Raw genomic sequence first — 25,526 nt, forward strand, 5'->3', positions numbered from 1 at the left:
CTTGAGCACCTTTGAAAAGTGAGTCCACCGCGGCTTACAGGCCACAGAGCTTGAGCAGCGCGGCGGTATCCAGATGACGCTCCACCAGATCCGCCAGACGCTCGATATCGCGTTCGCGCAAGGCGTGATAATCCACCTCCTGCACATCCTGCAGCCCCGCCCAGCGCAACAGCGCACCACAGGCTGCCGGAGTCTCGAACAGACCATGCAGATAGGTGCCGAGGATCTGCCCATCGACGCTGCAAGCACCATCGCTGCGCCCGCCCTCCAACTGCACCGCAGGCTGCTCCAGGGCCGGGCCGCGAGTGACGCCGGCGTGAATTTCATAACCACTGACCGGCGCATTCTCCAGGGTCAGGTTGCCGCTGACGTTACGCAGCTGCTTCTCTGCTTCGAGCACGGTCTCAAAATCCAGCAAGCCCAGGCCCGGGCTGGAGCCCGCCGCGCCCTCCAGACCCAGTGGGTCGTGCAACTGCTTGCCGAGCATCTGCAGACCACCACAGATACCCAGCAGCTTGCCGCCATAACGCAGGTGCCGGTCGATGGCCCGATCCCAGCCGTTGGCTCGCAGATAGGCCAGATCGCCGCGTACGCTTTTCGAGCCGGGAAGAATGATCAGGTCGGCGGCGGGAATCACCTGCCCGGGGCCGATGAACTGCAAGTCCACCTGAGGATGCAGGCGCAACGGATCGAAATCCGTGTGATTGCTGATGCGCGGCAGCACCGGCACCACCACCTTCAGCACTTGCTCGACCTTGCCGGCCTGGCGCTGGTCGATGCCGTCCTCCGCCTCCAGATGCAGGTCCATGACATAGGGCAGCACGCCAATCACCGGCTTGCCGGTACGGGCCTCCAGCCAGTCCAGGCCCGGCTGCAAAAGCGCCAGGTCACCGCGGAAACGATTGATGATGAAGCCCTTGACCCGCGCCTGCTCGCTGGGCGAAAGCAGCTCCAGAGTCCCCACCAGATGGGCGAACACCCCGCCACGATTGATATCGGCAATCAGCAGCACCGGACAGTCCACCGCTTCGGCAAACCCCATGTTGGCGATGTCGCCAGCCCGTAGATTGATCTCGGCAGGAGAGCCGGCCCCTTCCACCATCACCACGTCATAAGCGCCTCGCAGACGCTCATGAGAAGCCAGAACCGCCTGCATGGCGATGGCCTTGTAGTCGTGATAGGCCACGGCATTCATGGTGGTGACGGCCCGGCCGTGAATGATCACCTGGGAGCCGGTGTCGCTGTTGGGCTTGAGCAGCACCGGGTTCATATCGGTGTGGGGTGCCAGGTTGGCCGCCTGGGCCTGGACCGCCTGGGCCCGTCCGATCTCACCACCGTCGGCGGTCACCGCACTGTTGAGCGCCATGTTCTGCGGCTTGAACGGCACCACGCTGACGCCCCGGCGCAGCAACCAGCGACACAGCGCGGTCACCAGCGTGCTCTTGCCGGCATCCGAAGTGGTGCCCTGTACCATCAGCGTGCTCATGGATAGTCCTTGCGATAAGCCTGCAGCGCCTGTTCCAGGCGCGCCCAATCGGCATCGTCGGCGGGCAGGCCGAAGCGCAGACTGCTGTTGTGGGCGAACAGCCGCAGGAGAATGCCGCGCCGCGCCATGAATTGATAAAGCCGCTCGGCCTCGGCGGTGATCAGCCACTGGAACAGCGCACAGCCGCCCTGAGGCTTGAAGCCGTAGCGCGCAAGAACTTCACTCAAGCGCTCGCTGGCCACTTCACTGCGCAGACGTTGCCGGGCATGCCCCTCGACATCCCGCAGGCAAGCCTGCCCCAGCACCCGGGTCGGCCCGCTGACCGCCCAAGGGCCAACCTGCTCCGCCAACAACCTGAGCAACCGGCGCTCGGCCAGGACAAAGCCCAGGCGTACGCCAGCCAGCCCGAAGAACTTGCCGAATGAACGCAGGACAATCAGCCCCACCTGATGGGCATGCCGGGCCAGACTCAGTTGCGGGGTGTTATCCATGAAGGCTTCATCCACCACCAACCAACCACCGCGCTGGGCCAAGCGGGCATGCCAATCCAGCAGGCGCTCGGGCGTGAGGCTCAAACCGGTGGGGTTGTTGGGGTTGACCACCACCAGCACATCGAGGCTGTCGAGAAAGAAATCCACTTCCTGCTCCAGTACCTCACGCACCCGGTAGCCACTGCGCCGCCAGGCCTCGGCGTGTTCGGCATAACAGGGTGACAAGACCCCGACCTTGCCCGCCCGCCGCAGCCGCGGCAGCAATTGGATTGCCGCCTGGGAACCGGCCACCGGCAGCACCTCAGTCGCGCCGTAGTAGGCGCAGGCCGCCTGTTCCAGGCCATCATCGGTTTCCGGCAGACGTGCCCAGGCACGCAGGGGAATGGTCGGCAAGGGAAATGGCCAGGGCGCCAATCCGCTGGACAGATCCAGCCAGGCCTCTTCGGCGATCCCGTGTTCCTGGGCCGCCTTGCGCAACCTTCCGCCGTGCTCAAGCATAGAATTCAGCCCCCAGGCACAAAATCAACAACCACAGCCAGACACCCCGCTGCACCAACTGCCAACCGCGATCGATGGAGTCGGCACTCGCCGGCTCGCCTTCGCCCAGTTGCGGACGCTGGTGCAACTCACCGTGATAAATCGCTGCGCCGCCCAACTCGACCCCCAGGGCGCCCGCTCCAGCCGCCATCACCGGACCGGCATTGGGGCTGTCCCAGGTCGGTCCCTGGCGCCACCAGCATTTGAGCGCCAGGCGGGTCTTGCCCAGCAAGGCATAGGTCAGGGCCACCAGACGCGCAGGAATATAGTTGAGCAGGTCGTCGATTCGCGCCGCCGCCCAGCCGAAACGCTCAAAACGCTCGTTGCGATAGCCCCACATTGCATCCAGGGTGTTGCTCAGGCGATAGAGCACCACCCCCGGCGCACCGGCCACGGCAAACCAGAACAAGGCGGCGAACACGGCATCGCTGCCGTTTTCCAGCACCGATTCAGTGGCTGCCCGCGCCACTTCGGTGGCGTCCAGTTCACTGGTCTGACGGCTCACCAGAAAACCGACCCGACGCCGGGCTTCATCCAGGTCTTCACTGCGCAAAGCCTGAGCCACCGGCGCAACGTGCTCGCCGAGGCTGCGCAGGCCCAGGGCGCAATACAGTGCAATGATCTCCACCACCCAACCAATGTAGGGCAGCCAGGACAGGGCCGTGGCCAACAGGGTCAAGGGCAGCACCGCCAGTACCCAGGCGGTGACCCCATGACTGCGCCAGCCTCGGCCGGCGGCGTTGAAACGTTGCTCGATACGATCCGCCATACGGCCAAAAGCTACCAGCGGATGCCTGCGCTTGGGTTCGCCCAGCAGCGCATCCAGCGCCACCCCGGCGACACTCAGCAACGCCACACTCATTGACTCACTCCCCAGTAATTCTCATACAGCAACTCACTCAATGGCCGGGGTTGCGCCCAACCCTGCAGCGCCAGCATCGGCGCCGGATAGAACTCGGTAACCGGGCCCAGGCACAACACGGCCAAGGGTTTGGCACCGGCGGGCAATCCCAGCAGGTCGGCCAGGGCCTGGGGCTCGAACAGCGAAACCCAGCCCATGCCCAGGCCTTCGCTGCGCGCCGCCAGCCAGAGGTTCTGAATGGCACAGGACAGCGAAGCCAGGTCCATTTCCGGCAGAGTGCGCCGACCAAAGACATGCCGCTCACGCCCATCCATCAACGCCGCCACCAGCACCTCGGCACAGTCATTGATGCCTTCAACCTTGAGTTTCATGAACTCGTCGGAACGCTCTCCCAAGGCCTCGGCAGTGCGCACCCGCTCCTCCTCCACCAACTGCTGGATTCGTCCACGTAACGGGCGATCGCTGATACGGATAAAACGCCAGGGTTGCATCAACCCCACGCTGGGTGCCTGATGCGCCGCCTCCAGCAAACGCCGCAGCAGCTCGGGCGCGACACTGCCACCGGCGAAGTGACGCATATCCCGGCGCTCGGCAATGGCGCGATAAACCGCCTCACGCTCCGCCGTAGAAAAATCCTGCTCACTCACCTACCGCATCCTCTATAGGAGCTGGCACGAACAAAGCCGCCACCGCCGCCGGGTTGGACGGAAAATAAAAGTGCACATAGGAGGCAGTCATCCGCCCATCGCGATACACCGCTTCCGCACCACGGCCACCATTGGGGCTGATGCCGCGGGCAATCGGCTCGAGTTGCGTACTGGTCAGGGAATGATGATAAGTGTGACCACGCAAGCTGCCTTCCGGTAACTCCACCGCTTGCAAGGCCAGGGCCGCGAGGCGCTTTTGCATCACGGCATCACCGGGCAGCAGCCCCAAGAGATTGGCACGCTGCCCTTCGACGTCGGTCAGGGAGTCCAGCAAGTACAACATGCCGCCACACTCCGCGAGCAACGGCTTGCCCGCACCATGATGGGCACGAATGGCACCCAGCATCGCGGTGTTTTGCGCCAGTGCCTGGTGGTGCAATTCAGGGTATCCACCGGGTAGATACAGACTGTCCGCCTCCGGCAGCTCAGTGTCATGAATCGGCGAGAAGAAGCTCAACTGCGCGCCCATGGCCCGCAACAGATCCAGGCTGGCACCGTAGGTAAAGGCAAACGCCTCATCCCGCGCCACAGCGATTCGCACACCGGCAAGCAAAGGCTCGCAGGGTACCGGCGTTGGTGCGGCAAAGCTCACTGCCGGCGGCAGTGCCACTTGGCAACTGCTGGCCAGGGCTTCAGCGGCAGCATCAAGACGCAGGTCCAGATCATTCAGCTCGCTGGCCTGTACCAGCCCCAAGTGGCGGCTGGGCAACTCGATGTCAGTCTCCCGGGACAAGGCACCGTACCAGCGCAACCCCTCGGTGAGGCTTCCTTCGAGCAACTGCGCGTGACGCAAGGTGCCTACCCGATTGGCCAGCACCCCGGCGAACGGCAGGTCCGGCTGATAGCGGGCCAGTCCCAGAGCCAGTGCACCAAAGGTCTGGGCCATGGCGGTGCCATCGATCACCCCCAGCACCGGGACGCCGAAATGCCGCGCCAGATCGGCACTGGAGGGCGTGCCATCGAACAGCCCCATGACCCCTTCGATCAGGATCAGGTCTGCTTCGCCCGCAGCATCCCACAGCAAGCGACGGCTTTCCTGTTCCCCGACCATCCACATATCCAGCTGGTACACCGGAGCACCGCTGGCTCGCTCAAGAATCATTGGGTCGAGAAAATCCGGACCGCACTTGAATACCCGCACCTTGCGTCCCTGGTTGCGGTGCAGGCGGGCCAGTGCCGCGGTCACGGTGGTCTTGCCCTGGCCGGAAGCCGGTGCGGCGATCAATACCGCCGGGCAATGACGAACATCGGTCATGAATTCACACTCACAGTTCAACACCTTTCTGCGCCTTGATACCGGCCTGGAACGCATGCTTGACCATGCCCATTTCAGTGACGGTATCTGCCAGCTCGATCATCTCCGGCTTGGCGCCGCGGCCGGTCACCACCACATGCTGCATGGGTGGCCGAGCCTGCAGATCACTGAGCACCTGGTCCAGATCCAGGTAGCCGTGCTTGAGGGCGATGTTCAACTCGTCGAGTACTACAAGACCAATCTCCGGGTCGCTCAACAGCTCCCTGGATACGGCCCAGGCCGCTTCGGCCGCAGCAATGTCGCGCTGGCGATCCTGGGTCTCCCAGGTGAAGCCCTCACCCATCACGTGAAACCGCACCTGCTCTGGAAAACGCCGGAAGAACAACTCTTCCCCGGTGCTGTTACGGCCCTTGATGAACTGCACCACACCACACTGCATACCGTGGCCCATGGACCGCGCCAGCATGCCGAAGGCCGAACTGCTCTTGCCCTTGCCATTGCCAGTCAGCACCAGCAACAGACCACATTCGTTGGGCGAGTTGGCGATGCGCTCGTCGATCACGGCTTTCTTGCGCAACATGCGCGCCAGATGGCGCTCGTCACGATCGGGGGATTCACTCATGGGGCAGCTCTCCGTTGGGGCTGGGGAACGGCGGGCAGGAAAAGAAAGAGACGGCGCTAGCCTGGCATCGCCCACCGTGATGCCGTTGGATGGATCAGGCCGGTCTCCGGGCTCATGAGGGGCATCGCTGCCGGGCTGCGCGCCTTCCCATGTCATCGACACAGTGGCATGTGGCACAGCCTTGACTCATCTACCGTTGCGGGGGCAGCGCCGGAATCGTTGCCGTGTCCATCGCTGGAACAGGCCCTGACCGGCTTCCCTGTTTCACTCTGTCGACCGTGGGCCACAGAGCACCTGAAACAAGTCGCGAAGGTTAGAGGGTTGGGGGTGGAGCGTCAATTAAAGCCAGCCGTCGCACACCACACAAAACTGCACTGCATCAACAAACTGACGCCAATCTTGTGCCACACTCAGAGCGGTGATATCAAAAAGCCACAATTCAGGACCCAAGGTCCTGCCGCACAACAATAAGGAGTGAGCTCGATGCAAGGCATGATCATCAGCAATCCAAAGCTGGAATTCCTGCGCCCGATGCTGGAACGCTGGTTCGATTGCATTGACCGCTACAACGCAGTCCGCGGCGATAGCGAAACCCCGTACTGGTTCGATGAAAAGGCCAACCTGGGATTACTTTCCGCGGCTGCCTGGATGGCGGAGATGATCAGCCTGGAACACAGCCCCAGCAAGAAGCAACAGGAAGACGGCGCCCGCAACGCTCGTACCGACCTGTACCTGGCCACCAAGGACGAACGCGCCTATATCCAGACCACCCAGCGCTGGCCGCGGGTCAACAGCCTGCACCTGACCCAGCCATTGCTGGACATTGCCAGTGATGCCAGAAAGATCAGCTACCCCAGCGACCTGAGGCTTGGCTGCCTGTTTGTCGCCCCGCAAAAAGCCCAGCACAGCGCCTCTCCCGAAGAACTTCAGGACATGCTGGACGAACTGCAAAAGGAGCACTGCTGCGCCGTAGCCTGGTACTTCCCCTACGCCTACCGCAAGCTGCATAACGAAAGCGGCCACTACCATCCTGGGATTGCCGTACTGTTCAAAGAGGCCCGCTGATCAGGCGGAACCATCGAATGGCTATGCTCCTCTATGACTACGACGTTCGTGCACTCATAGGGAAATCAGCATGCTCAAGCTTCAACACACCTTGCTTATCGCTATCGCCGCCGGCCTCACCGCCTGCGGCGAAACCTCAAGCCTGCAAGTCTCGGACGGCACCGGACCGAACCCCAAACTGCCGCAGCCCAATCCCACGCTGATCCCCACGGTCAATATTGCCCCCGCCATCGGCTGGCCACAGGGCGCAAAACCAACAGCAGCAGCCGGCACACAGGTTGCCGCCTTCGCCGAAAACCTCGACCACCCACGCTGGCTGTATGTATTACCCAATGGCGATGTATTGGTAGCTGAAACCAATGCACCGCCCAAGCCGGATGACAGCCAGGGCATTCGCGGCTGGATCGCCGGAAAAGTGATGGGCCGTGCCGGCGCAACCGTCCCCAGCGCCAACCGCATTACCCTGTTGCGGGACCAGGATCACGACGGCGTGGCGGAAACCCGCAGCCTGTTCCTGGAGAACCTCAACTCCCCCTTCGGCATGACTCTGGTGGGCAATGATCTGTATGTAGCGGACACCGACAAGCTGCTGCGCTTCCCCTATCAGGCCGGTGACACCCACATCAGCGCAGCCCCCACCAAGGTGCTTGACCTCCCCGGCGGCACACTCAACCACCACTGGACCAAGAACGTCATCGCCAGCAAGGACGCAAGCAAGCTGTATGTCACCGTCGGCTCGAACAGTAACGTTGGGGAAAATGGCCTGGATAAAGAAGAGGGCCGTGCAGCCATCTGGGAAGTGGATCGAGCCAGCGGCAAGCATCGCCTGTTCGCCACCGGCCTGCGCAACCCCAACGGCCTGGCCTGGGAGCCGGTCAGTGGAGCGCTATGGACCGCTGTCAATGAGCGCGACGAGATTGGCAGCGATCTGGTTCCGGACTACATCACCTCGGTCAAGGACGGGGCTTTTTATGGCTGGCCCTTCAGTTACTACGGGCAACACGTGGACGTGCGGGTCAAGCCACAAAACCTCGAACAGGTGAGCAAGGCAATCGCCCCGGATTATGCCGTGGGCCCACATACGGCTTCACTGGGCCTGACCTTCGCCGAAGGCAGCAAACTTCCCGCGCCCTTTACCGAAGGTGCCTTCATCGGCCAGCACGGCTCCTGGAACCGCAAGCCCCACAGCGGCTACAAGGTGATATTCGTGCCTTTCCGTGCAGGCAAACCCCAAGGACAACCGATCGACGTACTCAGCGGCTTTCTCAATGCCGATGAAAAAGCCCTGGGACGCCCGGTCGGGGTAGTCATCGATCAGCAAGGGGGGCTATTGGTCGCCGATGACGTCGGCAACAAGATCTGGCGGGTATCCGCCGCCAAAGCGCCCTGAGTTCAGCGCTTGCGGCACAGGGTCAGGCCATCCCCCAGGGGCAGCAGTGACAAATCGATGCGCGAGTCATCCTTCAAGGCGCGATTGAGCGCCTGGATGGCTCGGGTATCCTCACTGGCGGCATTCGCCTCCAGCACTCGCCCGCTCCATAGCGTGTTGTCGAACACCGCCAGGCCCCCAACTCGCAGCAAACGCAGGGCAAACTCCAGATAGGCCGGATAATTGGCCTTGTCCGCATCGATAAAGATCAGATCGAAAGACTCAAGCTGGCCCGCCTGCTCCAGGCCAACCAGGGTCTGCAGCGCGGGCGCCAGGCGCAGGTCAATACGCTGGTCGACTCCCGCGTCCTTCCAGTAGCGACAGGCGGTGGCATTGTAATCGCCGGGAATATCGCAACAGATCAACAGACCATCGTTGGGCAGCGCCTGGGCCATGCACAAGGCGCTATAGCCGGTGAAGGTCCCGACCTCAAGGATGCGGCGAGCACCGATCAGCTTGATCAGCAGCGCGAGGAACTGCCCCTGCTCCGGCGCCACCTGCCAGCGCGCATTGGGCAGCGCCTGGGTTTCGTCACGCAAACGACGCAATAAGGGCGTCTCACGCAGTGAAACGTCCAGCAGGTACTGATAAAGGGCATCGTCGAGGTTGAGGGTACGAGCAGTCACGAGCACCTCGACCGGAGAAGTGTTATGGATTGTGCGCCAGATGTTCCGGCTGCAGTACACGCTTGGCGCTCAGGTAGGCCTTCTGCCAATAGGCTTTGGACAGACTGTCGAGCTTCACGGTGCCACCTGTGGCCGGGGCGTGCACGAAACGCCCTTCGCCAACATAGATCCCGGCATGGCTGACCTGAGAACCGCCATTGGTGGCGAAGAAGATCAGGTCACCGGTCTGCAAGGCATTCTTGCCCACATCCGGCGCCTGCATGCCGATCATTTCCCGAGTCGAGCGCGGCAAGGAAATACCCGCCGCATCACGGTAGACATAACCAATCAAACCGCTGCAATCGAATCCGGAGTCCGGTGTATTGCCACCCCAGCGATAGGGCGTACCTACCAGACCCAAGGCGCGAAACAGCACGTCTTCGGCAACCGGAGAAAAGGCCTGGGAGGAATTGAATACCGGAGCACGTACCACAGGCGCCGGAGGCGGTGTACGACTGGCGCAAGCACTGAGCAGTGCAGCGAGGGCAATAAGCGCGAAACGGGCCGAGGTCGACATAAGCTGAACAATCCTGATCGGGATGCGGCTTTCTCTGCCGTGGTACTGAAAACAAAACCGCGTAAGCAGGGCTTACGCGGTTAGTTTCAACAATAGATCAGGATTCTAGCGCCTACACGCCAAACTTCAAGTAAGACTTTAACTTCGCCCTACAAACAGTCTGCTTATTTACGTGCAGTGACCACGGTCGGTGCCATGGCGAGGGCTCGCTTAGCTTCGATGAAGGTCTTGCTCCAATAGCTGTCACCCAGGCTGTCTACTCGCACGCCGCCACTGCGACGGCTGCTGGAGTGGATGAACTGATCATCCCCCAGATAGATACCGGCGTGACTGACGCGCCCGCGACCGTTGGTGCTGAAGAACAGCAGATCGCCCGGCTTGAGGTTGTTACGCGCTACCAGAGGAGCTTTGACGTTGATCATTTCGCGAGTGGAGCGCGGCAGGTTCATGCCCGCCTCTTCGCGAAACAGATAACCAATGAAACCGCTGCAATCGAAGCCGGCTTCCGAGGTACCGCCGAAACGGTAACGGGTACCGATCAGGGACATGCCGCGCTCAAGGATGCTGTCAGCCAGAACTGGCAACTGGTAAGGCTTGCTGTCAGAGAACTCTGCCAGTTCCTTTTCAGTTGCCAGCTCTTCCTGGTAAACAGCGGAAGACTGGTTTTTTGCGGAGACTTGAGCCTGTTGCACGGGTTGCTGCTGAGACACAGGGGTGTGAGAAGCGCAACCAAACAACAGGGTAACGAGTGCGAGAGGCACGAGGGGTGCGAAGCGATTTAGCATGGGCACGACCGTGGCTTGAAATAAAAGAAGACGCGACTATGCCTTCTATCGCCCTCATTTGCAAATTCAATCGATCAGAATGTGACTTATGAGTTTCTTACGTACATCTAAGGCTTTAAGCCCATTTTAAGTCCGCCCGCCTCTGGAAACCCTTCCAAAGGTGCGTTTTCTGACGCCTGAAATATGCCGAACGCCTTCCAGCGAAGCGCTGCAGGCCTTGGTTTTACCAGCCCAGAGTCTCTTTCAGGAAAGGAATAGTCAGCTTGCGCTGAGCTTGCAATGAGGCCTGATCAAGACGCTCGAGCAACTCGAAAAGTGCACTCATGCTGCGAGTCCCGCGAGTCAGAATAAAATGCCCGACTTCATCGGTCAGATGCAGCCCACGACGGGACGCACGCAGTTGCAGGGCACGCAATTTATCTTCATCAGAGAGCGGCCGCATCTGGAATATCAGCGCCAGGGTCAGACGGGACTTCAAGTCCGCCAGTTTCACCGGCAACTCTCGAGGTGAGGTCGAGGCCGCGATCAGCAAGCGTCGGCCACTGTCGCGCAAGCGATTGAACAGATGGAACAGTGCCTCTTCCCAATCGGCCTTGCCGGCCACCGCCTGCAGATCATCCAGGCAAACCAATTCGTACTGCTCAAGATTGTCGAGAATCTCGATACCACGATCCAGCAACTCTGCCAGCGGCAGGTAAACCGCAGGCTCCCCCAACTGCTCGAAACGCAAACACGCCGCCTGCAGCAAGTGCGTACGGCCTACGCCGTCCTTGCCCCAGAGGTAGATCAGGCTTTCGGTCCAACCGGCGTCGGCTTCGCATAGGCGCTCGACGTAGCCGAGTGCAGCGGCATTGGCGCCTGGGTAGTAGTTGATGAAGGTGGCGTCATCACGCAGACGCACACCTAGGGGCAGCTGAATCGGTTTCATGCTGACTGAACAGTTCCAAAGGAACCGTTAGTGGCCTCTGTGTAAAGTTTGCAAAGTTTATACCCGTGACGCCGAGCGCACAATGCAGCAGACCACAAGCAAAATCAAAGGTTTGCGTCAGCCGAAACGGGGCAAAGGGGATTCTTTGACAACCCGGACAGCAGCAGATGGACAGTCATGGATGGGCGCCCGCCCGGGGCGCCCCTGCTCGTCGAGCCTTTTGCCCGCCTACAGTTCGGGGTCTTCAGCACCACTGTAGATGTCCGAGTCCTTGTACAGGTCATGCACATGGCGTACGAGCACCATGATCACCGCCGCCACCGGCAGAGCCAGCAGCACCCCGGTAAACCCGAACAGCTCACCACCCGCGAGAATGGCAAAGATTACCGCCACCGGATGCAGACCAATGCGATCACCTACCAGCAACGGCGTCAGCACCATCCCCTCCAGCGCCTGCCCGACCATGAATACCGCAACGATGCCGAGCATCGGGTACAGGTCGCCACCAAACTGGAACAGACCAGCAATCAGCGCAGCTCCAATGCCTATGACAAAACCCATGTACGGCACGATCGCTGCCAAACCGGCAATCAGGCCGATCAACAAGCCCAGCTCGAGCCCTACCAACATCAGCCCTGCCGCATAGATCACCCCCAGAGCCAGCATCACCAGCAATTGCCCGCGGACAAATGCCCCCAGCACCTCATGACACTCACCCGCCAGGGACATCACCCGCTCCTCGCGATTGCGCGGCAACAGGCTACGGATCTTGGCCATCATCAGATCCCAGTCCCGCAGCAGGTAGAAGCTGACCACCGGGATCAGCACCAGGTTGGCCAACCAGCCGATCAGCGCCAACCCCGAAGCAGTCGCCTGGCTCAGCACCACTCCCACGATGTCCGTGGTCTGCCCCATATGCTCGCTGATGGCAGCCTTGACCTTGTCGAACTTCCAGAAGCCATCCGCCAGCCCCAGCCGGGACTGCACCCAGGGCATTGCCGAGTGCTGCATCCAGTCGAGCATTTGCGGCGCCAATTCATACAATCGCAGCAACTGCTTGGCCAGCATCGGCACCAGTACCAGCAGCAGCGTCATCACGATCAGGGTGAACAGCGCAAACACAGCCACCACACCCCAGGTACGGGACAGCCCCCATTTTTCCAGGCGATCCACCAAGGGGTCGAACAGATAGGCCAGCAACAGCGCCACCAGGAACGGACTCAGGATCGGGTGCAGCAGGTAAACCAACCCACAAACCAGGAGCACTCCACCCAACCAGACCCAACGACGCGTATCAGCCATAAACCACTCCTGCTTCTATATAGAAGGAAATCAACCTGCTACCAACGAAAACGCAACTGTGCCGGTGTCGCAGGCGCTGCGACCGGCGCGGTGCCTTGCCCGCCTTGCACAGACACCTGGGGAGCCGGCATCTCATCAGCCGGGATCTCTTGCAGCTTGGCCAGGGACAACTGCGCCCGCAGTTGCTCCGCGCTGCCATTGACCCGATAGACGACCCGGTCACCGTCGATACTCTGCAACTGCGCACCGAAAGGCTCCAAAAGGTGCCCCAAGGCGGCATAGTGCTCCAGGGTCATGCCCTGCACTTCCAGCAACTGCTCGCTGGAAACACCGGGACGGGTAACGAAACGCGGCGCCAGACGCTGACTCACCGCAAGCAATACGCCATCTGCCAGGGCGGCGGTATCAGCCCCCTGAACAGTGCCCTGCTCTTTCTGATCGCCGAGCCACAACCGCCACTTGGCCTGCCATTGGCCGCCCTCTTCACGAGCATGTACCGCCAACAGCGCATCTGCGCCATAGCGCTCAGAAGCTTCACGCAGCGGAGCTGGATCGGCGCCTTCAAGATTCGGCGCCGTCGCGACAATCTGCTCATCCAGGTCGCCAAGAGGCAAACGCAAAGGCAAGCCACGATGCTGAGCGGCTCGCCGCAGGGGCACGGCACTGGCCTGGCCATCCCCGACCAGGCTCGAGCCCTCGGTTGAGTCACTCAGCCACCAACCGAGGATCGACGGCCGGTTGCTCCCCCACAACGGCAGCCCCGCCTGACGCAGGGCACGATCGGTACTGACCGGATCGAAGTCCACCTGCAAGCTTTCCGGCGGCCCGGCGTCATAACCGTACTGGCTGATGATCTGCTGCGGATCCTTGCGGATCGCTGCCAGACCGGGACCCTGCGCAGCCTTGGCGTCACCAGTGAGACGCAGCACCAGGGTTTCCAGTGCTCGCTGGGTGGCCTGGTTGCGCTCTTCGGGCGACTGGCTGCTCACCGGCTCACGCACCTGATACAAGCCATTGAGGGTTTCGGCATGACTCGCCAGGCTGACCAATGACAAACAGCCCACAAATAGAAATTTACCCAGACGCATGGAAGATTCCCGACGACAAAAAACGATTGAAACAGTACCCATGAACCGCTGCGAGCAAGGCTGTGACCACAAGCCCCGGCAAAACATTCACCCGTCGCCCGATTGTTTTCGCACTGTCATAACGATAGCCACTTGAGCGCTATACCTTATACAGGCATGGGCAGGGGCACCAACACGGCCAATCGCAGTTTTTTTAACCGGATATGCCTCTACCCGTCGGCCCGAGGATGGCCGCTGCCCCTCAAGCCTGATAAAATCGCGCGCCTTCGCAGACCGGCATCAGCTGGGCACCCTGAAAACCTTTTGCAGTGTTTCAGCAGGCTCTCTGGTTCGGTCGATACCCCTGAATCCCCCCTAAAGGCCTGGATCATGAGCAAGCAACCCTCCCTGAGCTACAAAGACGCCGGTGTAGACATCGACGCCGGTGAAGCATTGGTCGAACGCATCAAGAGCGTCGCCAAGCGCACTGCGCGCCCGGAAGTCATGGGCGGCCTGGGCGGTTTCGGCGCCCTCTGCGAAATCCCGGCCGGCTACAAACAACCAGTACTGGTTTCCGGTACTGACGGCGTCGGCACCAAGCTGCGCCTGGCCCTGAACCTGAACAAGCACGACAGCATCGGCATCGACCTGGTGGCCATGTGTGTCAACGATCTGGTGGTCTGCGGCGCCGAACCGCTGTTCTTCCTCGACTACTACGCCACCGGCAAGCTCAACGTCGACACCGCAGCCCAGGTAGTGACCGGCATCGGCGCCGGCTGCGAACTGTCCGGCTGCTCCCTGGTAGGCGGCGAAACCGCTGAAATGCCAGGCATGTACGAGGGCGAAGACTACGACCTGGCCGGTTTCTGCGTCGGCGTGGTGGAAAAAGCCGAAATCATCGACGGCTCGAAAGTCGCCGCCGGTGACGCCCTGCTGGCCCTGCCTTCTTCCGGCCCGCACTCCAACGGCTATTCGCTGATCCGCAAGATCATCGAAGTATCCGGTGCCGACATCGAAAGCATCCAGCTGGACGGCAAGCCACTGACCGACCTGCTGATGGCCCCGACCCGCATCTACGTCAAGCCGCTGCTCAAGCTGATCAAGGACACCGGCGCGGTCAAGGCCATGGCCCACATTACCGGCGGCGGCCTGCTGGACAACATCCCGCGCGTGCTGCCAAAAGGCGCCCAGGCGGTGGTCGATGTGGCGAGCTGGAAACGTCCGGCGGTCTTCGACTGGCTGCAAGAGCAAGGCAACGTCGACGAACACGAAATGCACCGCGTACTGAACTGTGGCGTGGGCATGGTCATCTGCGTCGCCCAGGACCAGGTCGAAAACGCCCTGAACGTTCTGCGTGAAGCTGGCGAGCAGCCTTGGGTCATTGGCCAAATCGCCACCGCAGCCGAAGGCGCGGCCCAGGTTGAGCTGAAGAACCTCAAGGCCCACTGATGCAAGAGCGGATGTCGCCGACCTGTGATGTTGTGGTGCTGCTGTCCGGCACCGGCAGTAACCTGCAAGCCCTGATCGACAACGCGCGGACCGACGACAGTCCGTTTCGCATCGCTGCCGTGATCTCCAACCGCGCTGACGCCTATGGCCTGCAGCGCGCCAAGGAAGCGGGTATCGCTACCCGCTTCCTTGATCACACCACCTTCGAAGGCCGCGAGGCCTTCGACCAGGGGTTGATCGAGCTGATCGATACCTTCCAACCAAAACTGGTGGTACTGGCCGGGTTCATGCGCATTCTCAGCGCTGGATTCGTCCGCCACTACCAGGGCCGCCTGTTGAATATCCATCCCTCGCTGCTACCCAAATATAAAGGGTTACACACTCATCAGCGGGCGCTGGAGGCCGGAGATACCGAGCACGGTTGCAGTGTGCACTTCGTCACCGAGGAACTCGATGGCGGGCCTCTGGTCGTACAGGCTGTGATCCCGGTAGAGTTGCACGACTCGCCGCAAAGCCTGGCGCAGCGAGTGCACGTCCAGGAACACCGGATTTACCCCATGGCCGTACGCTGGTTTGCCGAAGGTCGGCTGACGCTCGGCGATCAGGGTGCTTTACTGGATGGTCAATTACTGGCCGCCAGCGGCTATTTGATTCGAACCTAGGAGATTTTATGCGTCGCGCCCTGCTCTTCGCTTGTGCTCTGTTCGCCCTGCCGGTTGTGCAGGCGGCAGACCTTCAACCGTTCTCCGCCAGCTATACCGCCGACTGGAAGCAGTTGCCCATGAGCGGCACAGCTGAACGCAGCCTGGAAAAAACCGCCAACGGCACGTGGAAACTCAGCTTCAAGGCATCGATGATGATCGCCAGCCTGAGTGAAGAAAGCACCCTGACCCTGGACAAGGACACCCTGGTGCCCCAGTCCTATCACTTCGAACGCGGTGGTCTGGGCAAGGCCAAGAAAGCCGACCTGGACTTCGACTGGAGCGCGAAGATGGTCACCGGCACCGACCGCGGCGATGCGGTCAAGCTGCCTCTGAATACCGGCATGGTGGACAAATCCACCTACCAGCTGGCCCTGCAGCATGACGTAGCCGCCGGCAAGAAGACCATGAGCTATCAAGTGGTCGATGGCGGTGAAGTCGACACCTATGACTTCCGCGTCCTGGGCTCGGAGAAGGTCGACACCAAGGCCGGCCAGATCGATGCGATCAAGGTCGAGCGCGTGCGCGACCCGACACAGAGCAAACGCATCACCGTGATGTGGTTCGCCAAGGACTGGGATTACCTGCTGGTACGCCTGCAACAGGTGGAAACCGACGGCAAGGAGTACAACATCATGCTCCTCAACGGCACCGTCAACGGCAAGACAGTCAAAGGCAGTTAAGCCGCAGCACGATCAAAGCCTCGCGAAAGCGGGGCTTTTTTTTGCGTGAAATGTCACTCCATGTCCGCCTGCCAGACGCCGGGGCAAGCCCTCCAAGATGAAACTTTTGTCATGAAACTTCGCCGACTGCGGCGAAATGTCACGGTTTTCGCGGGCTGCGGGATTGTCGCCGATCCTGCAAAGGTCTGTTGCAGATTCAGACAATTTACTTAGCAAGCTAACAAAATATATAAAAGAGCCCTGCACACGCCTTGCTGCAGATCAACCGAGATTGGAGCTAGCAGATGACTGTAAAAGTAACTGAACGCGACGATTCACATATGTCCCATGAAGGCGTAGCCGCGGGTGTACGGATCTGGGATGTACATCAACAAGACATGCTGGTGGGCATGTTCCATTCCGAGAGCGACGCCCACAGCTACAAGGCTGAACTGGAAAAACTCGAGCAGAACCGCGCGCCTCAGAGTTCCTGACTCAACGTCAGCGCAGGAGCGCCGGGATCTCCACGCGGATTCCCACCCGCCCCCCATAAACGACCAACCCCGCCATGAGCGGGGTTGGTCGTTACAAGATGCTTACCACATCAGATCATCAGGGATCTGATAGGCCGCGTATGGATCATCCTCGTCCGGCGCCTCGGTGGGAGTATTGAGCTGTACGATACGCCGCGGATCGCGCTCCTGAATCTTCAGCGCCGCCTCCCGCGGAATCACCTCGTAACCACCACCGTGGTGAACGATGGCCAGGGAGCCACTGCTGAGCTTGTTGCGCATCAGGGTGTTCACCGACAGACGCTTGACCTTCTTGTCGTCGACGAAGTTGTAGTAATCCTCGGTGTTCAGCTTGGGCAGACGCGAGACTTCGATCAGTTGCTTGATCTGCGCTGCACGGGCCTTCTGCTCGGCCTTCTCCTGCTGCTGACGATTGAGCTCCTGGTCACGCTTGACCTTCTCGGCCATGGCTTCCTGGGCTGCGCGCTGCTGGGAGTCATCGAGTTCGATCTGGCCTTTATGGGCCAGGCGCTGCTGCTTCTGCTTGTCTTTGCTGACCTGCTTGGCCTGCTTTTGGTTGACCAGCCCTGCTTTGAGCAACTGGTCGCGAAGGGAAAGGCTCATGGTGCTTACTCACTTAGGCAACGGCCTCAGCCACAGCTGGGCAAATTCTTTTCCTGACGCTTGGCTTCACCCCACAGGGCATCCAAGTCTTCGAGGGTGCAATCTTCCACGGGACGACCGGTGTCGCGCAATGCCTGCTCGATAAATCGGAAGCGCCGATCGAACTTGGCATTGGCACCGCGCAAGGCGGTTTCCGGGTCGACCTTCAGGTGCCTGGCCAGGTTGACCACGACAAACAGCAAGTCACCGATTTCATCGGTGATGGCCGCTGGGTCGTTGTCGGCCATGGCCTCCAGCACCTCGTCCAGTTCTTCACGAACCTTGTCCACCACCGGCAGGGCGTCCGGCCAGTCGAAGCCGACCTGCGCCGCGCGCTTTTGCAACTTGGCCGCGCGGGACAGGGCCGGCAGGGCCACCGGCACATCATCGAGCAGGGACAACTGCTGCGGAGCGTCGGACTTCTCTGCCCGCTCCTCGGCCTTGATCTGCTCCCAGCGCTCCTTGACCTGCTCCTCATCGAGCCGCGGGATATCCAGCGGCGCGTACAAGTCGCCAGTAGGGAATACATGGGGATGCCGGCGAATCAGCTTGCGGGTGATGCTGTCCACCACCCCATCGAATTCGAAGCGCCCCTCCTCCCGGGCCAGCTGGCTGTAATACACCACCTGGAACAGCAGATCGCCCAGCTCACCCTGCAAGTGGTCGAAGTCGCCGCGCTCGATGGCGTCGGCGACCTCATAGGCCTCCTCCAAGGTATGGGGAACGATGCTGGCGTAGTTCTGCTTGATGTCCCACGGGCAACCGTATTGCGGGTCCCGCAGGCGCGCCATCAGGTGGAGCAGGTCTTCAAGGCTGTACATCAGTTCATCCATTTCATGCGGGCATCACGGGGTTCGATTGCGCCGGGTCTCGATGATGTTCGGCAGCTGGGAGATGCGCCCCAGCAAACGTCCCAATGCATCCAGGCCCGGAATTTCGATGGTCAAGGACATCAACGCCGTGTTGTCCTCCTTGTTCGAGCGCGTATTGACTGCCAGTACGTTGATCCGCTCGTTGAGCAGCACCTGGGACACGTCACGCAGCAGGCCGGAACGGTCGTAGGCGCGAATGATGATGTCCACCGGATAGGTGAGCACCGGCACCGGCCCCCAGCTGACCTGGATGATCCGCTCCGGCTCGCGACCGGCCAGTTGCAGCACCGAGGCACAGTCCTGGCGGTGAATGCTCACGCCACGACCCTGGGTGATGTAACCGACGATCGCATCCCCCGGCAGCGGCTGGCAGCAACCCGCCATCTGGGTCATCAGGTTGCCCACGCCCTGGATCTGGATGTCGCCACGCTTGCCCGGCTTGTAGCCGGCGGCCTTGCGCGGGATCAGTTCCAGCTGTTCATTGCCGCGCTCGGGCTCCACCAGTTGCTGGGCCAGGTTGACCAGTTGCGCCAGGCGCAAATCGCCCGCACCCAGAGCCGCGAACATGTCCTCGGCAGTCTTCATGTTGGCCTTGTCGGCCAACTTGTCGAAGTCCACCTGAGGCAGGTCGAGACGATTCAGCTCGCGTTCCAGCAGGGTCTTGCCGGCGGCGACGTTCTGATCGCGAGCCTGCAGCTTGAACCAGTGGACGATCTTCGCCCGCGCCCGGGAAGTGGTGACGTAACCCAGGTTCGGGTTCAGCCAATCGCGACTCGGGGTGCCGTGCTTGCTGGTGATGATCTCCACCTGCTCGCCAGTCTGCAGGCTGTAGTTGAGCGGCACGATGCGCCCGTTGATCTTGGCGCCACGGCAGTTGTGGCCGATCTCGGTGTGCACCCGATAAGCGAAGTCCAGCGGCGTGGCGCCCTTGGGCAGGTCGATGGCGTGGCCGTCGGGGGTGAAGATGTACACCCGATCCGGCTCGATATCCACCCGCAGCTGTTCGGCCAGGCCACCGATGTCCCCCAGCTCCTCGTGCCATTCCAGCACCTGACGCAGCCAGGAGATCTTCTCTTCGTAATGGTTGGAGCCGGACTTGACGTCGGTACCCTTGTACTTCCAGTGGGCGCACACCCCCAGCTCCGCTTCCTCGTGCATCGCGTGGGTGCGGATCTGCACTTCCAGCACCTTGCCCTCAGGGCCGATCACCGCGGTGTGTAGCGAGCGATAGCCGTTTTCCTTGGGGTTGGCGATGTAGTCGTCGAATTCCTTGGGGATATGCCGCCACAAGGTATGCACGATGCCCAGTGCGGTGTAGCAGTCGCGCATTTCCGGCACCAGCACCCGCACGGCGCGCACATCGTAGATCTGGCTGAACTCCAGACCCTTGCGCTGCATTTTGCGCCAGATGGAGTAGATGTGTTTGGCCCGCCCGCTGATGTCGGCGTTGACCCCAGTGGCCTTCAGTTCGTTCTGCAGCTGGTTCATCACGTCGCTGATGAAGCGCTCGCGATCCAGGCGCCGCTCATGCAGGAGCTTGGCGATCTGCTTGTATTGCTCGGGCTCCAGGTACCGGAAGGACAGGTCCTCCAGCTCCCACTTGATATGGCCGATGCCCAGGCGATGAGCCAGGGGCGCGTAGATGTCGAAGACTTCCCGGGCCACTCGATTGCGCTTCTCTTCGTCGGCGCTTTTCACCGCACGAATGGCACAGGTCCGCTCCGCCAGCTTGATCAGCGCCACCCGCACGTCATCGACCATGGCCACCAGCATCTTGCGCAGGTTCTCAACCTGGGCCTGAGTGCCGAGTACCAGGGACTGGCGAGGACTGAGACTGGCGGTGATGGCAGCCATGCGCAGCACACCATCGATCAGCTTGGCCACCACCGGACCAAAACGCTGGCTGACCGCTGGCAACTGAATCTGGCCCTCGCGGACGCCGCGGTACAGTACCGCGGCGACCAGGGAATCCTGGTCCAGCTTGAGATCAGCAAGGATCTCGGCGATCTCCAGGCCCGTGCTGAAACTCGACACGTCCTCGGAGCTCAGGCCTTTGGCGGCAATGTGTTGTAGCTCGGCCTCACGAGCGAACTCGCAGGCCTCTTTCAAGGCTTCACGGTCCAGTACCATGTCGACGCTGACCGTATGATCAAGCCATGCCTCGAGATTGATACTGCCGTCGGTGTTGATCGGCTGGTGCGCTCTCACCTGTACCATCTTGCTTTACCTTCCCTACGACGCACATTCAATGCGTCAAATCGCTGATCTTCAACGCTCGGGCACAGCTCGCAGGGCCAGCGAACCACACCAGAAAGATCAGTCGGATTAGACAAGCCATCCTAGCTCGCTTCGAATAACGCCATGGCCTCGACATGCGCCGTCTGAGGAAACATATCGAGGATCCCGGCACGTTTTAACCTATAGCCCTGCTTGATCAGTTCGACCGTGTCACGAGCCAAAGTTGCCGGATTGCATGACACGTACACCAACCGCTTGGCACCCAGGCTCGCCAAGTGGCGGACCACCTCGAAAGCACCGTCGCGGGGTGGGTCCAAGAGTACCGCAGAAAAGCCTTCATCAGCCCACTCGGCAGCACTCAGAGGTTGGGATAAATCGGCTTGAAAAAAGCGCGTGTTATGCAAATTGTTGCTGGCAGCATTTTCAGCGGCCCGCGCCACCATGGTCGCCACGCCTTCCACTGCCACCACTTCCCGCACCTGCAGAGCCAGCGGCAAGGCGAAGTTGCCTAAGCCACAGAACAGATCCAGCACCCGCTCCTGAGCTTGCGGCGCGAGCCACTCCAGAGCCTGGGCCACCATCGCTTCATTGATCCCCGCATTGACCTGGACGAAGTCACCCGGCCGATACGCCAGGTGCAGATCCCAGGTCTCCAGGCGATAACCCAGTGACTGCGATGGATCAAAGGGGTGCGGCTCGCCTTCACCGTGCAGCCACAATTGCGCCTGATGGAAATCGCAGAAGTCCTTGAGGATCCTCAGGTCGCTCTCGGACAACGGCGCCATATGGCGCAACAGCACCGCTAGCGCCGAACCACTGAACAACTCCACATGCCCCAGTGCCTGAGGCTTGCTCAAGCGTCGCAGCATAGCGGGCAAACGGTTCATGACAGGTTGCAAAGCCTGTACCAGCACCGGGCAATCGTCGATTGCGACAATGTCCTGGCTACCGGCAGCACGGAAACCCACCTCAAGTTGCTTGCCCTTGGCGTCCCAGCGCACCGCCACCCGGGCGCGACGCCGATAGCCGAACTCGGGACCGCTCAAGGGAGCGGCCCAGGCCTCGGGCTCGACACCCGCGACCTTGGACAACTGCTCGGCGAGCATGCGCTGTTTCAGGGCAAGCTGTTCGGCATGGGGCAGGTGCTGGACACTGCAACCGCCGCAACGCCCGGCGTGGGCGCAGGCCGCCGGGCGACGCAGATCACTGGCGTTGAAGATGCGCTCGGCACGGGCCTCCACCACTTTGCCGTGGCTGCCCAACACCCGAGCTTCGACTTCTTCACCGGCCAGGGCACCGCTGACGAACCAGGTACGCCCTTCGACAAAGGCAATGCCACGGCCGTCATTGGCCAGACGCTGGATAGTCAACCGCTGCTTCTTGCCCACCGGAATCTGTGGGGCCCGGCTACCGCCCGCAGGCTGGAAGCGCAGGCCTCTCTCGTGCTTAGCCATCAGTTGGGCGCATCGAAAATGCCGGTCGACAGGTAACGATCGCCACGGTCACAGATGATCGCGACCATGACCGCGTTTTCCACTTCCCGGGACAGGCGCAGCATCGCCGCCACCGCACCACCGGAAGACACGCCGCAGAAGATGCCCTCTTCCCGAGCCAGGCGCCGGGTCACGTCTTCAGCTTCGCTCTGGGCCATATCGACGATGCGATCGACCCGGCTGGCCTGATAGATCTTCGGCAGGTACTCCTCGGGCCAGCGGCGAATGCCGGGAATCGCCGAGCCTTCCATCGGCTGCAGACCCACGATCTGCACCTGGGGATTCTGTTCTTTGAGATAGCGCGAAGTGCCCATGATGGTGCCGGTGGTGCCCATCGAGCTGATGAAGTGGGTGATGCTGCCCTGGGTCTGGCGCCAGATTTCGGGACCGGTCCCAGTGTAGTGGGCCTCCGGGTTGTCGCCGTTGGCGAACTGATCGAGCACCTTGCCACGGCCTTCGGCCTGCATCCGCTCGGCCAGGTCACGGGCGCCTTCCATGCCCTCTTCCTGGCTCACCAGGATCAGCTCGGCACCATAGGCGGTCATTGCCGCCTTACGCTCGGCGCTGGAGTTGTCGGGCATGATCAGGATCATCTTGTAACCCTTGATCGCGGCAGCCATGGCCAGGGCGATCCCGGTGTTGCCCGACGTCGCTTCGATCAGGGTATCCCCGGCCTGGATCTGCCCACGCAACTCGGCGCGGGTGATCATCGACAGTGCCGGGCGGTCCTTGACCGAACCCGCCGGGTTATTGCCCTCGAGCTTGAGCAGCAGGGTATTGCTGGTGGCGCCAGGCAGGCGCTGCAAACGAACCAGCGGGGTGTTGCCGACGCAATCGGCGATGGTTGGGTACTGCAAGGTCATGGCGTATTCGCAATCCAGACTGCGGGGGCGCCTATCATACCGGCAAACGCCCAAGCGCCATATCACGCAAAGTGCGGGGCTTATGGCTTATTGATATAAGGCGGCGCAGGGCCGTCTCAAGCCGCCAGCAAGCGCAAGTGAACACGCAAGCCATGGGCCGTGTTCTGCGCCCACAAACGACCTCCCTGGCGCTCCACCGCATTGCGCGCAATGCTCAGGCCGAGGCCGAAACCTCCATCTCCCGGCCGTGAACCGTCCAGACGGATGAACGGATCAAACATCCGTTCCAACGCCTCTTCCGCTACCCCCGGCCCTTGGTCGTCCAGCCACAGATGCCAATATTCAGCGTCACGTCGACCATCGAGGATGACCAGAGCCCCAGGGGGCGAATGCCGGATGGCATTGCGCAGGATGTTTTCCAGAGCCTGGGCCAGGGTATTGAGATGCCCGCGCACCCAGCAATCCGCCGGCAGATCACAGCGCAACTGCGCTGGGGACCAGCCGCTCTCGAAGCAGGCGTTCTCGCTGAGCATTTCCCACAAGGCCTGGACCTGAATCTGCTCCTCTGGCAGCGGTGCCCGCTCGGTGTCCAGCCAGGCCAGTTGCAGGCTGTCCTCCACCAGGCGCTGCATAGCGTCGACTTCCCGGGACAAGCGCTCACGCAATGCCCCCAGGCTCTGCTCGCTGTCGCAAGCCACCCGCAGACGACTCAAGGGAGTGCGCAACTCGTGGGACAGGTCCCGCAGCAACTGCTGCTGCACAGCCACGGTGCTTTGCAGCCGCTCGGACATCTGATCGAACGCTCGCCCCAACTCCCCCAACTCGTCCTTGCGCTGAGTGGTCTCGGTGCACAGCCGCACATTCAACTGCTCCGCACGCCAGGCATTGGCCTGCTCCCGCAACTGATTGAGCGGCACCACCAACAAGCGGTACAAGCCCACGCACAGCAGCAGCGTGAAGAGTCCGGGGATCACGCCGTTGGTGATCACGCGCCAGAACACCCGGTATCGCCCGGGCATGAAACGCTGCGGCAGCTCGATGACCAGACTGCCGAGAGACGGATCATCGGGGAACGGAATTTTCAGCCAGGGCAACCCACGGCTGTGCCGGCTCACCGGCCAATCCGCCCCCCGCAGGAACGTCAGGCGCTGAGCCTCGGCCGCTGTCAGCGGGTAGCTGCTCAGGGCTTGCAGATCACTGCCGATGACGCCGACCCAGGTTTTCTCACGACCGGCCATTTCCTGGATCCAGGCATCGACGCCGGCATGCTGGCCGGTCTTCCAGGCCTGTTCTGCTTCCTGCGCGTAACTGCGCAAGGTAGCCCGGGCTTCATCGGCGAGGTACAGGTTCTTCTGCTCAACATAGCGCCCCCAGGACCAGCTCAACCAGATCATCAACAGACAGAACGCCACCAGCAGGCATGCCAGCTTCCAGAACAGCGAGTGCCGGCCCGGCAGATCAGACCAGTTCATCGAAGGCACTCAGCACATAGCCCTTGCCCCACACCGTACGCACTTCACGTTCGCTGTAGCCCAGCGCCTTGAGCTTGCGACGTATCTGACTGACATGCATGTCCAGACTGCGATCGTGGGCCGCATACCCACGTTGCAGGACATGCTGATAAAGGAAGGCCTTGCTCAGCACCTCATCGACGTTGCGGTGCAGGGTTTCCAGCAGGCGGTATTCGCTACGGGTAAGGCCGGCCGGGCGCTCGGCAAAGAACACTTCACACAGCTCGTCATCAAAACGCAGACTCTGCACGTTGCTGCTGAGTTTCGGTGGTGTCGGCCGCCGGTCCAGGGCCACTCGCCGCAGGATGGCTTCGATGCGTACCCGCAGCTCGGCCATGCTGAAGGGCTTGGGCAAGTAGTCGTCGGCGCCCAGGCGGAATCCACTGATGCGATCGGCCTCTGCTCCCAGGGCCGACATCAGCAGCACCGGCGTGGAGTGACTCTGGCGAAAGTGGGTCAGCACCTCCAGACCGTCCATGCCCGGTAACAGGATGTCCATCAACACCACATCGAAGGCTTGCCGACGCGCGATACCCAGACCTTCCTGGCCATTCTGGCACCAGGTCACGGCAAAGCCGCAGCGCCCCAGTTGCTCATGCACATAGGCACCGAGCACCGGGTCGTCTTCAATTGCCAGGATACGGGGAGGCTCAACAGCTACGGGAGTCATTAGCTTCTGCAAGTCATTCTCAGTTGGGCGATTATTCAAGATTGCCCGGATTGCGGCAACCAGCGCCTTGGTCGTAGCCCCCTATCCGCCCTCCGGCTGTCGGCTAACGGTCTGCAATTTGCCAAGATCAGCCCCTGGCAAATCGTTACACTGCGCAGGTGGCGCATCACGGAC

At 61.4% G+C, this 25,526-nt stretch carries 25 protein-coding genes and 1 riboswitch; of the genes, 6 read left to right on the plus strand and 19 right to left on the minus strand.

What is annotated here, in order from left to right:
* Positions 1-34: 34 nt before the first annotated feature.
* The 6 genes from PFZ56_RS27495 to cobO are packed head-to-tail and all read right to left on the minus strand — an operon-like array spanning position 35 to position 5,960.
* Entirely contained in the window at positions 35-1,486 is a 1,452-nt protein-coding gene (locus PFZ56_RS27495; RefSeq protein ID WP_170001909.1) for a cobyric acid synthase, read from the minus strand.
* Positions 1,483-2,475, minus strand: coding sequence for a threonine-phosphate decarboxylase CobD (cobD, locus tag PFZ56_RS27500; protein WP_110594692.1), 993 nt, complete (start codon positions 2,473-2,475; stop codon positions 1,483-1,485). Before cobD ends, PFZ56_RS27495 begins: the two co-directional genes overlap by 4 nt.
* Positions 2,468-3,376 carry an adenosylcobinamide-phosphate synthase CbiB gene (gene cbiB / locus PFZ56_RS27505; RefSeq protein WP_110594693.1) on the minus strand — a complete coding sequence of 303 codons (909 nt, stop codon included), beginning with the start codon at positions 3,374-3,376 and terminating at the stop codon, positions 2,468-2,470. The genes cobD and cbiB overlap by 8 nt, the downstream gene beginning before the upstream one ends.
* Positions 3,373-4,023 (minus strand): 5,6-dimethylbenzimidazole synthase, encoded by a 651-nt coding sequence (bluB, locus tag PFZ56_RS27510; RefSeq protein ID WP_102880550.1) that lies wholly within the window; start codon positions 4,021-4,023, stop codon positions 3,373-3,375. The genes cbiB and bluB overlap by 4 nt, the downstream gene beginning before the upstream one ends.
* On the minus strand, positions 4,016-5,338 hold the full coding sequence (locus tag PFZ56_RS27515; protein ID WP_170001911.1) for a cobyrinate a,c-diamide synthase: 1,323 nt from the start codon (positions 5,336-5,338) through the stop codon (positions 4,016-4,018). Before PFZ56_RS27515 ends, bluB begins: the two co-directional genes overlap by 8 nt.
* A 10-nt stretch (positions 5,339-5,348) precedes the next feature.
* Positions 5,349-5,960 (minus strand): cob(I)yrinic acid a,c-diamide adenosyltransferase, encoded by a 612-nt coding sequence (gene cobO, locus PFZ56_RS27520; RefSeq protein ID WP_102860750.1) that lies wholly within the window; start codon positions 5,958-5,960, stop codon positions 5,349-5,351.
* A gap of 79 nt (positions 5,961-6,039) precedes the next feature.
* Positions 6,040-6,273: riboswitch (cobalamin riboswitch) on the minus strand.
* A gap of 170 nt (positions 6,274-6,443) precedes the next feature.
* Here cobO and PFZ56_RS27525 point away from each other — a divergent pair.
* Positions 6,444-7,025 carry a hypothetical protein gene (locus PFZ56_RS27525; protein WP_102880553.1) on the plus strand — a complete coding sequence of 194 codons (582 nt, stop codon included), beginning with the start codon at positions 6,444-6,446 and terminating at the stop codon, positions 7,023-7,025.
* Positions 7,026-7,095: 70 nt separating this feature from the next.
* Positions 7,096-8,415, plus strand: coding sequence for a sorbosone dehydrogenase family protein (locus PFZ56_RS27530; protein WP_102880554.1), 1,320 nt, complete (start codon positions 7,096-7,098; stop codon positions 8,413-8,415).
* A 2-nt stretch (positions 8,416-8,417) separates the two neighbouring features.
* Here the strand turns inward: PFZ56_RS27530 and PFZ56_RS27535 are convergent, their stop codons facing one another.
* From PFZ56_RS27535 to PFZ56_RS27560, 6 genes are all read right to left on the minus strand, one after another.
* The gene (locus tag PFZ56_RS27535; RefSeq protein ID WP_170001913.1) at positions 8,418-9,080 is read right to left on the minus strand and encodes a class I SAM-dependent methyltransferase; all 663 of its coding nucleotides are present in this window, start codon (positions 9,078-9,080) and stop codon (positions 8,418-8,420) included.
* Positions 9,081-9,102: 22 nt separating this feature from the next.
* Positions 9,103-9,636, minus strand: a complete 534-nt coding sequence (locus PFZ56_RS27540; RefSeq protein ID WP_092311761.1) for a C40 family peptidase — start codon at positions 9,634-9,636, stop codon at positions 9,103-9,105.
* Positions 9,637-9,800: 164 nt separating this feature from the next.
* Positions 9,801-10,421: a C40 family peptidase gene (locus PFZ56_RS27545; RefSeq protein WP_102860746.1), complete on the minus strand. Its 621-nt coding sequence runs from the start codon at positions 10,419-10,421 to the stop codon at positions 9,801-9,803.
* Positions 10,422-10,644: 223 nt separating this feature from the next.
* Entirely contained in the window at positions 10,645-11,349 is a 705-nt protein-coding gene (gene hda, locus PFZ56_RS27550) for a DnaA regulatory inactivator Hda (protein ID WP_007898944.1), read from the minus strand.
* A 228-nt stretch (positions 11,350-11,577) separates the two neighbouring features.
* Positions 11,578-12,651 carry an AI-2E family transporter gene (locus tag PFZ56_RS27555; RefSeq protein WP_102860745.1) on the minus strand — a complete coding sequence of 358 codons (1,074 nt, stop codon included), beginning with the start codon at positions 12,649-12,651 and terminating at the stop codon, positions 11,578-11,580.
* Between the two features lie 38 nt (positions 12,652-12,689).
* Positions 12,690-13,739, minus strand: coding sequence for a DUF2066 domain-containing protein (locus PFZ56_RS27560; protein WP_170001914.1), 1,050 nt, complete (start codon positions 13,737-13,739; stop codon positions 12,690-12,692).
* Between the two features lie 369 nt (positions 13,740-14,108).
* On the opposite strand from PFZ56_RS27560, the gene purM reads away from it, so the two are divergent.
* From purM to PFZ56_RS27580, 4 genes are all read left to right on the plus strand, one after another.
* Positions 14,109-15,167, plus strand: a complete 1,059-nt coding sequence (purM, locus tag PFZ56_RS27565) for a phosphoribosylformylglycinamidine cyclo-ligase (protein WP_102860743.1) — start codon at positions 14,109-14,111, stop codon at positions 15,165-15,167.
* Positions 15,168-15,178: 11 nt separating this feature from the next.
* Positions 15,179-15,829: a phosphoribosylglycinamide formyltransferase gene (gene purN, locus PFZ56_RS27570; protein ID WP_102861000.1), complete on the plus strand. Its 651-nt coding sequence runs from the start codon at positions 15,179-15,181 to the stop codon at positions 15,827-15,829.
* A gap of 8 nt (positions 15,830-15,837) precedes the next feature.
* Positions 15,838-16,551 carry a DUF3108 domain-containing protein gene (locus PFZ56_RS27575; protein WP_102860742.1) on the plus strand — a complete coding sequence of 238 codons (714 nt, stop codon included), beginning with the start codon at positions 15,838-15,840 and terminating at the stop codon, positions 16,549-16,551.
* A 284-nt stretch (positions 16,552-16,835) separates the two neighbouring features.
* Positions 16,836-17,024: a hypothetical protein gene (locus PFZ56_RS27580; RefSeq protein WP_011062706.1), complete on the plus strand. Its 189-nt coding sequence runs from the start codon at positions 16,836-16,838 to the stop codon at positions 17,022-17,024.
* Positions 17,025-17,126: 102 nt separating this feature from the next.
* Here PFZ56_RS27580 and PFZ56_RS27585 read toward each other — a convergent pair whose 3' ends face one another.
* The 7 genes from PFZ56_RS27585 to PFZ56_RS27615 form a co-directional block, all read right to left on the minus strand.
* Positions 17,127-17,666 (minus strand): DUF2058 domain-containing protein, encoded by a 540-nt coding sequence (locus PFZ56_RS27585; RefSeq protein WP_060840548.1) that lies wholly within the window; start codon positions 17,664-17,666, stop codon positions 17,127-17,129.
* Positions 17,667-17,692: 26 nt separating this feature from the next.
* Positions 17,693-18,526 (minus strand): nucleoside triphosphate pyrophosphohydrolase, encoded by an 834-nt coding sequence (gene mazG / locus PFZ56_RS27590; RefSeq protein ID WP_102880990.1) that lies wholly within the window; start codon positions 18,524-18,526, stop codon positions 17,693-17,695.
* A 24-nt stretch (positions 18,527-18,550) separates the two neighbouring features.
* Positions 18,551-20,794, minus strand: a complete 2,244-nt coding sequence (gene relA / locus PFZ56_RS27595; RefSeq protein ID WP_102880557.1) for a GTP diphosphokinase — start codon at positions 20,792-20,794, stop codon at positions 18,551-18,553.
* Positions 20,795-20,916: 122 nt separating this feature from the next.
* Positions 20,917-22,269, minus strand: a complete 1,353-nt coding sequence (gene rlmD, locus PFZ56_RS27600) for a 23S rRNA (uracil(1939)-C(5))-methyltransferase RlmD (protein WP_170001918.1) — start codon at positions 22,267-22,269, stop codon at positions 20,917-20,919.
* A complete protein-coding gene (gene cysM, locus PFZ56_RS27605; RefSeq protein ID WP_102880559.1) occupies positions 22,269-23,171 on the minus strand; it encodes a cysteine synthase CysM in 903 nt (300 codons plus the stop codon). Before cysM ends, rlmD begins: the two co-directional genes overlap by 1 nt.
* Before the next feature lie 116 nt (positions 23,172-23,287).
* The gene (locus PFZ56_RS27610) at positions 23,288-24,643 is read right to left on the minus strand and encodes a sensor histidine kinase (RefSeq protein WP_170001920.1); all 1,356 of its coding nucleotides are present in this window, start codon (positions 24,641-24,643) and stop codon (positions 23,288-23,290) included.
* A complete protein-coding gene (locus PFZ56_RS27615) occupies positions 24,630-25,352 on the minus strand; it encodes a response regulator transcription factor (RefSeq protein ID WP_170001922.1) in 723 nt (240 codons plus the stop codon). The genes PFZ56_RS27610 and PFZ56_RS27615 overlap by 14 nt, the downstream gene beginning before the upstream one ends.
* Between the last annotated feature and the right edge of the window lie 174 nt (positions 25,353-25,526).

Source organism: Pseudomonas danubii (assembly GCF_042980055.1).
GTDB classification, from domain to species: Bacteria; Pseudomonadota; Gammaproteobacteria; order Pseudomonadales; family Pseudomonadaceae; genus Aquipseudomonas; species Aquipseudomonas danubii.

What these genes read in the sequence shown, in the direction of transcription:
- PFZ56_RS27495 (WP_170001909.1), bottom strand. Translation starts at nt 1,486, where the DNA reads ATGAGCACGCTGATGGTACAGGGCACCACTTCGGATGCCGGCAAGAGC.
- cobD (WP_110594692.1), bottom strand. Translation starts at nt 2,475, where the DNA reads ATGCTTGAGCACGGCGGAAGGTTGCGCAAGGCGGCCCAGGAACACGGG.
- cbiB (WP_110594693.1), bottom strand. Translation starts at nt 3,376, where the DNA reads ATGAGTGTGGCGTTGCTGAGTGTCGCCGGGGTGGCGCTGGATGCGCTG.
- PFZ56_RS27515 (WP_170001911.1), bottom strand. Translation starts at nt 5,338, where the DNA reads ATGACCGATGTTCGTCATTGCCCGGCGGTATTGATCGCCGCACCGGCT.
- cobO (WP_102860750.1), bottom strand. Translation starts at nt 5,960, where the DNA reads ATGAGTGAATCCCCCGATCGTGACGAGCGCCATCTGGCGCGCATGTTG.
- PFZ56_RS27525 (WP_102880553.1), top strand. Translation starts at nt 6,444, where the DNA reads ATGCAAGGCATGATCATCAGCAATCCAAAGCTGGAATTCCTGCGCCCG.
- PFZ56_RS27530 (WP_102880554.1), top strand. Translation starts at nt 7,096, where the DNA reads ATGCTCAAGCTTCAACACACCTTGCTTATCGCTATCGCCGCCGGCCTC.
- PFZ56_RS27540 (WP_092311761.1), bottom strand. Translation starts at nt 9,636, where the DNA reads ATGTCGACCTCGGCCCGTTTCGCGCTTATTGCCCTCGCTGCACTGCTC.
- PFZ56_RS27545 (WP_102860746.1), bottom strand. Translation starts at nt 10,421, where the DNA reads ATGCTAAATCGCTTCGCACCCCTCGTGCCTCTCGCACTCGTTACCCTG.
- hda (WP_007898944.1), bottom strand. Translation starts at nt 11,349, where the DNA reads ATGAAACCGATTCAGCTGCCCCTAGGTGTGCGTCTGCGTGATGACGCC.
- PFZ56_RS27555 (WP_102860745.1), bottom strand. Translation starts at nt 12,651, where the DNA reads ATGGCTGATACGCGTCGTTGGGTCTGGTTGGGTGGAGTGCTCCTGGTT.
- PFZ56_RS27560 (WP_170001914.1), bottom strand. Translation starts at nt 13,739, where the DNA reads ATGCGTCTGGGTAAATTTCTATTTGTGGGCTGTTTGTCATTGGTCAGC.
- purM (WP_102860743.1), top strand. Translation starts at nt 14,109, where the DNA reads ATGAGCAAGCAACCCTCCCTGAGCTACAAAGACGCCGGTGTAGACATC.
- purN (WP_102861000.1), top strand. Translation starts at nt 15,179, where the DNA reads ATGTCGCCGACCTGTGATGTTGTGGTGCTGCTGTCCGGCACCGGCAGT.
- PFZ56_RS27575 (WP_102860742.1), top strand. Translation starts at nt 15,838, where the DNA reads ATGCGTCGCGCCCTGCTCTTCGCTTGTGCTCTGTTCGCCCTGCCGGTT.
- PFZ56_RS27580 (WP_011062706.1), top strand. Translation starts at nt 16,836, where the DNA reads ATGACTGTAAAAGTAACTGAACGCGACGATTCACATATGTCCCATGAA.
- PFZ56_RS27585 (WP_060840548.1), bottom strand. Translation starts at nt 17,666, where the DNA reads ATGAGCCTTTCCCTTCGCGACCAGTTGCTCAAAGCAGGGCTGGTCAAC.
- mazG (WP_102880990.1), bottom strand. Translation starts at nt 18,526, where the DNA reads ATGTACAGCCTTGAAGACCTGCTCCACCTGATGGCGCGCCTGCGGGAC.
- relA (WP_102880557.1), bottom strand. Translation starts at nt 20,794, where the DNA reads ATGGTACAGGTGAGAGCGCACCAGCCGATCAACACCGACGGCAGTATC.
- rlmD (WP_170001918.1), bottom strand. Translation starts at nt 22,269, where the DNA reads ATGGCTAAGCACGAGAGAGGCCTGCGCTTCCAGCCTGCGGGCGGTAGC.
- cysM (WP_102880559.1), bottom strand. Translation starts at nt 23,171, where the DNA reads ATGACCTTGCAGTACCCAACCATCGCCGATTGCGTCGGCAACACCCCG.
- PFZ56_RS27610 (WP_170001920.1), bottom strand. Translation starts at nt 24,643, where the DNA reads ATGAACTGGTCTGATCTGCCGGGCCGGCACTCGCTGTTCTGGAAGCTG.
- PFZ56_RS27615 (WP_170001922.1), bottom strand. Translation starts at nt 25,352, where the DNA reads ATGACTCCCGTAGCTGTTGAGCCTCCCCGTATCCTGGCAATTGAAGAC.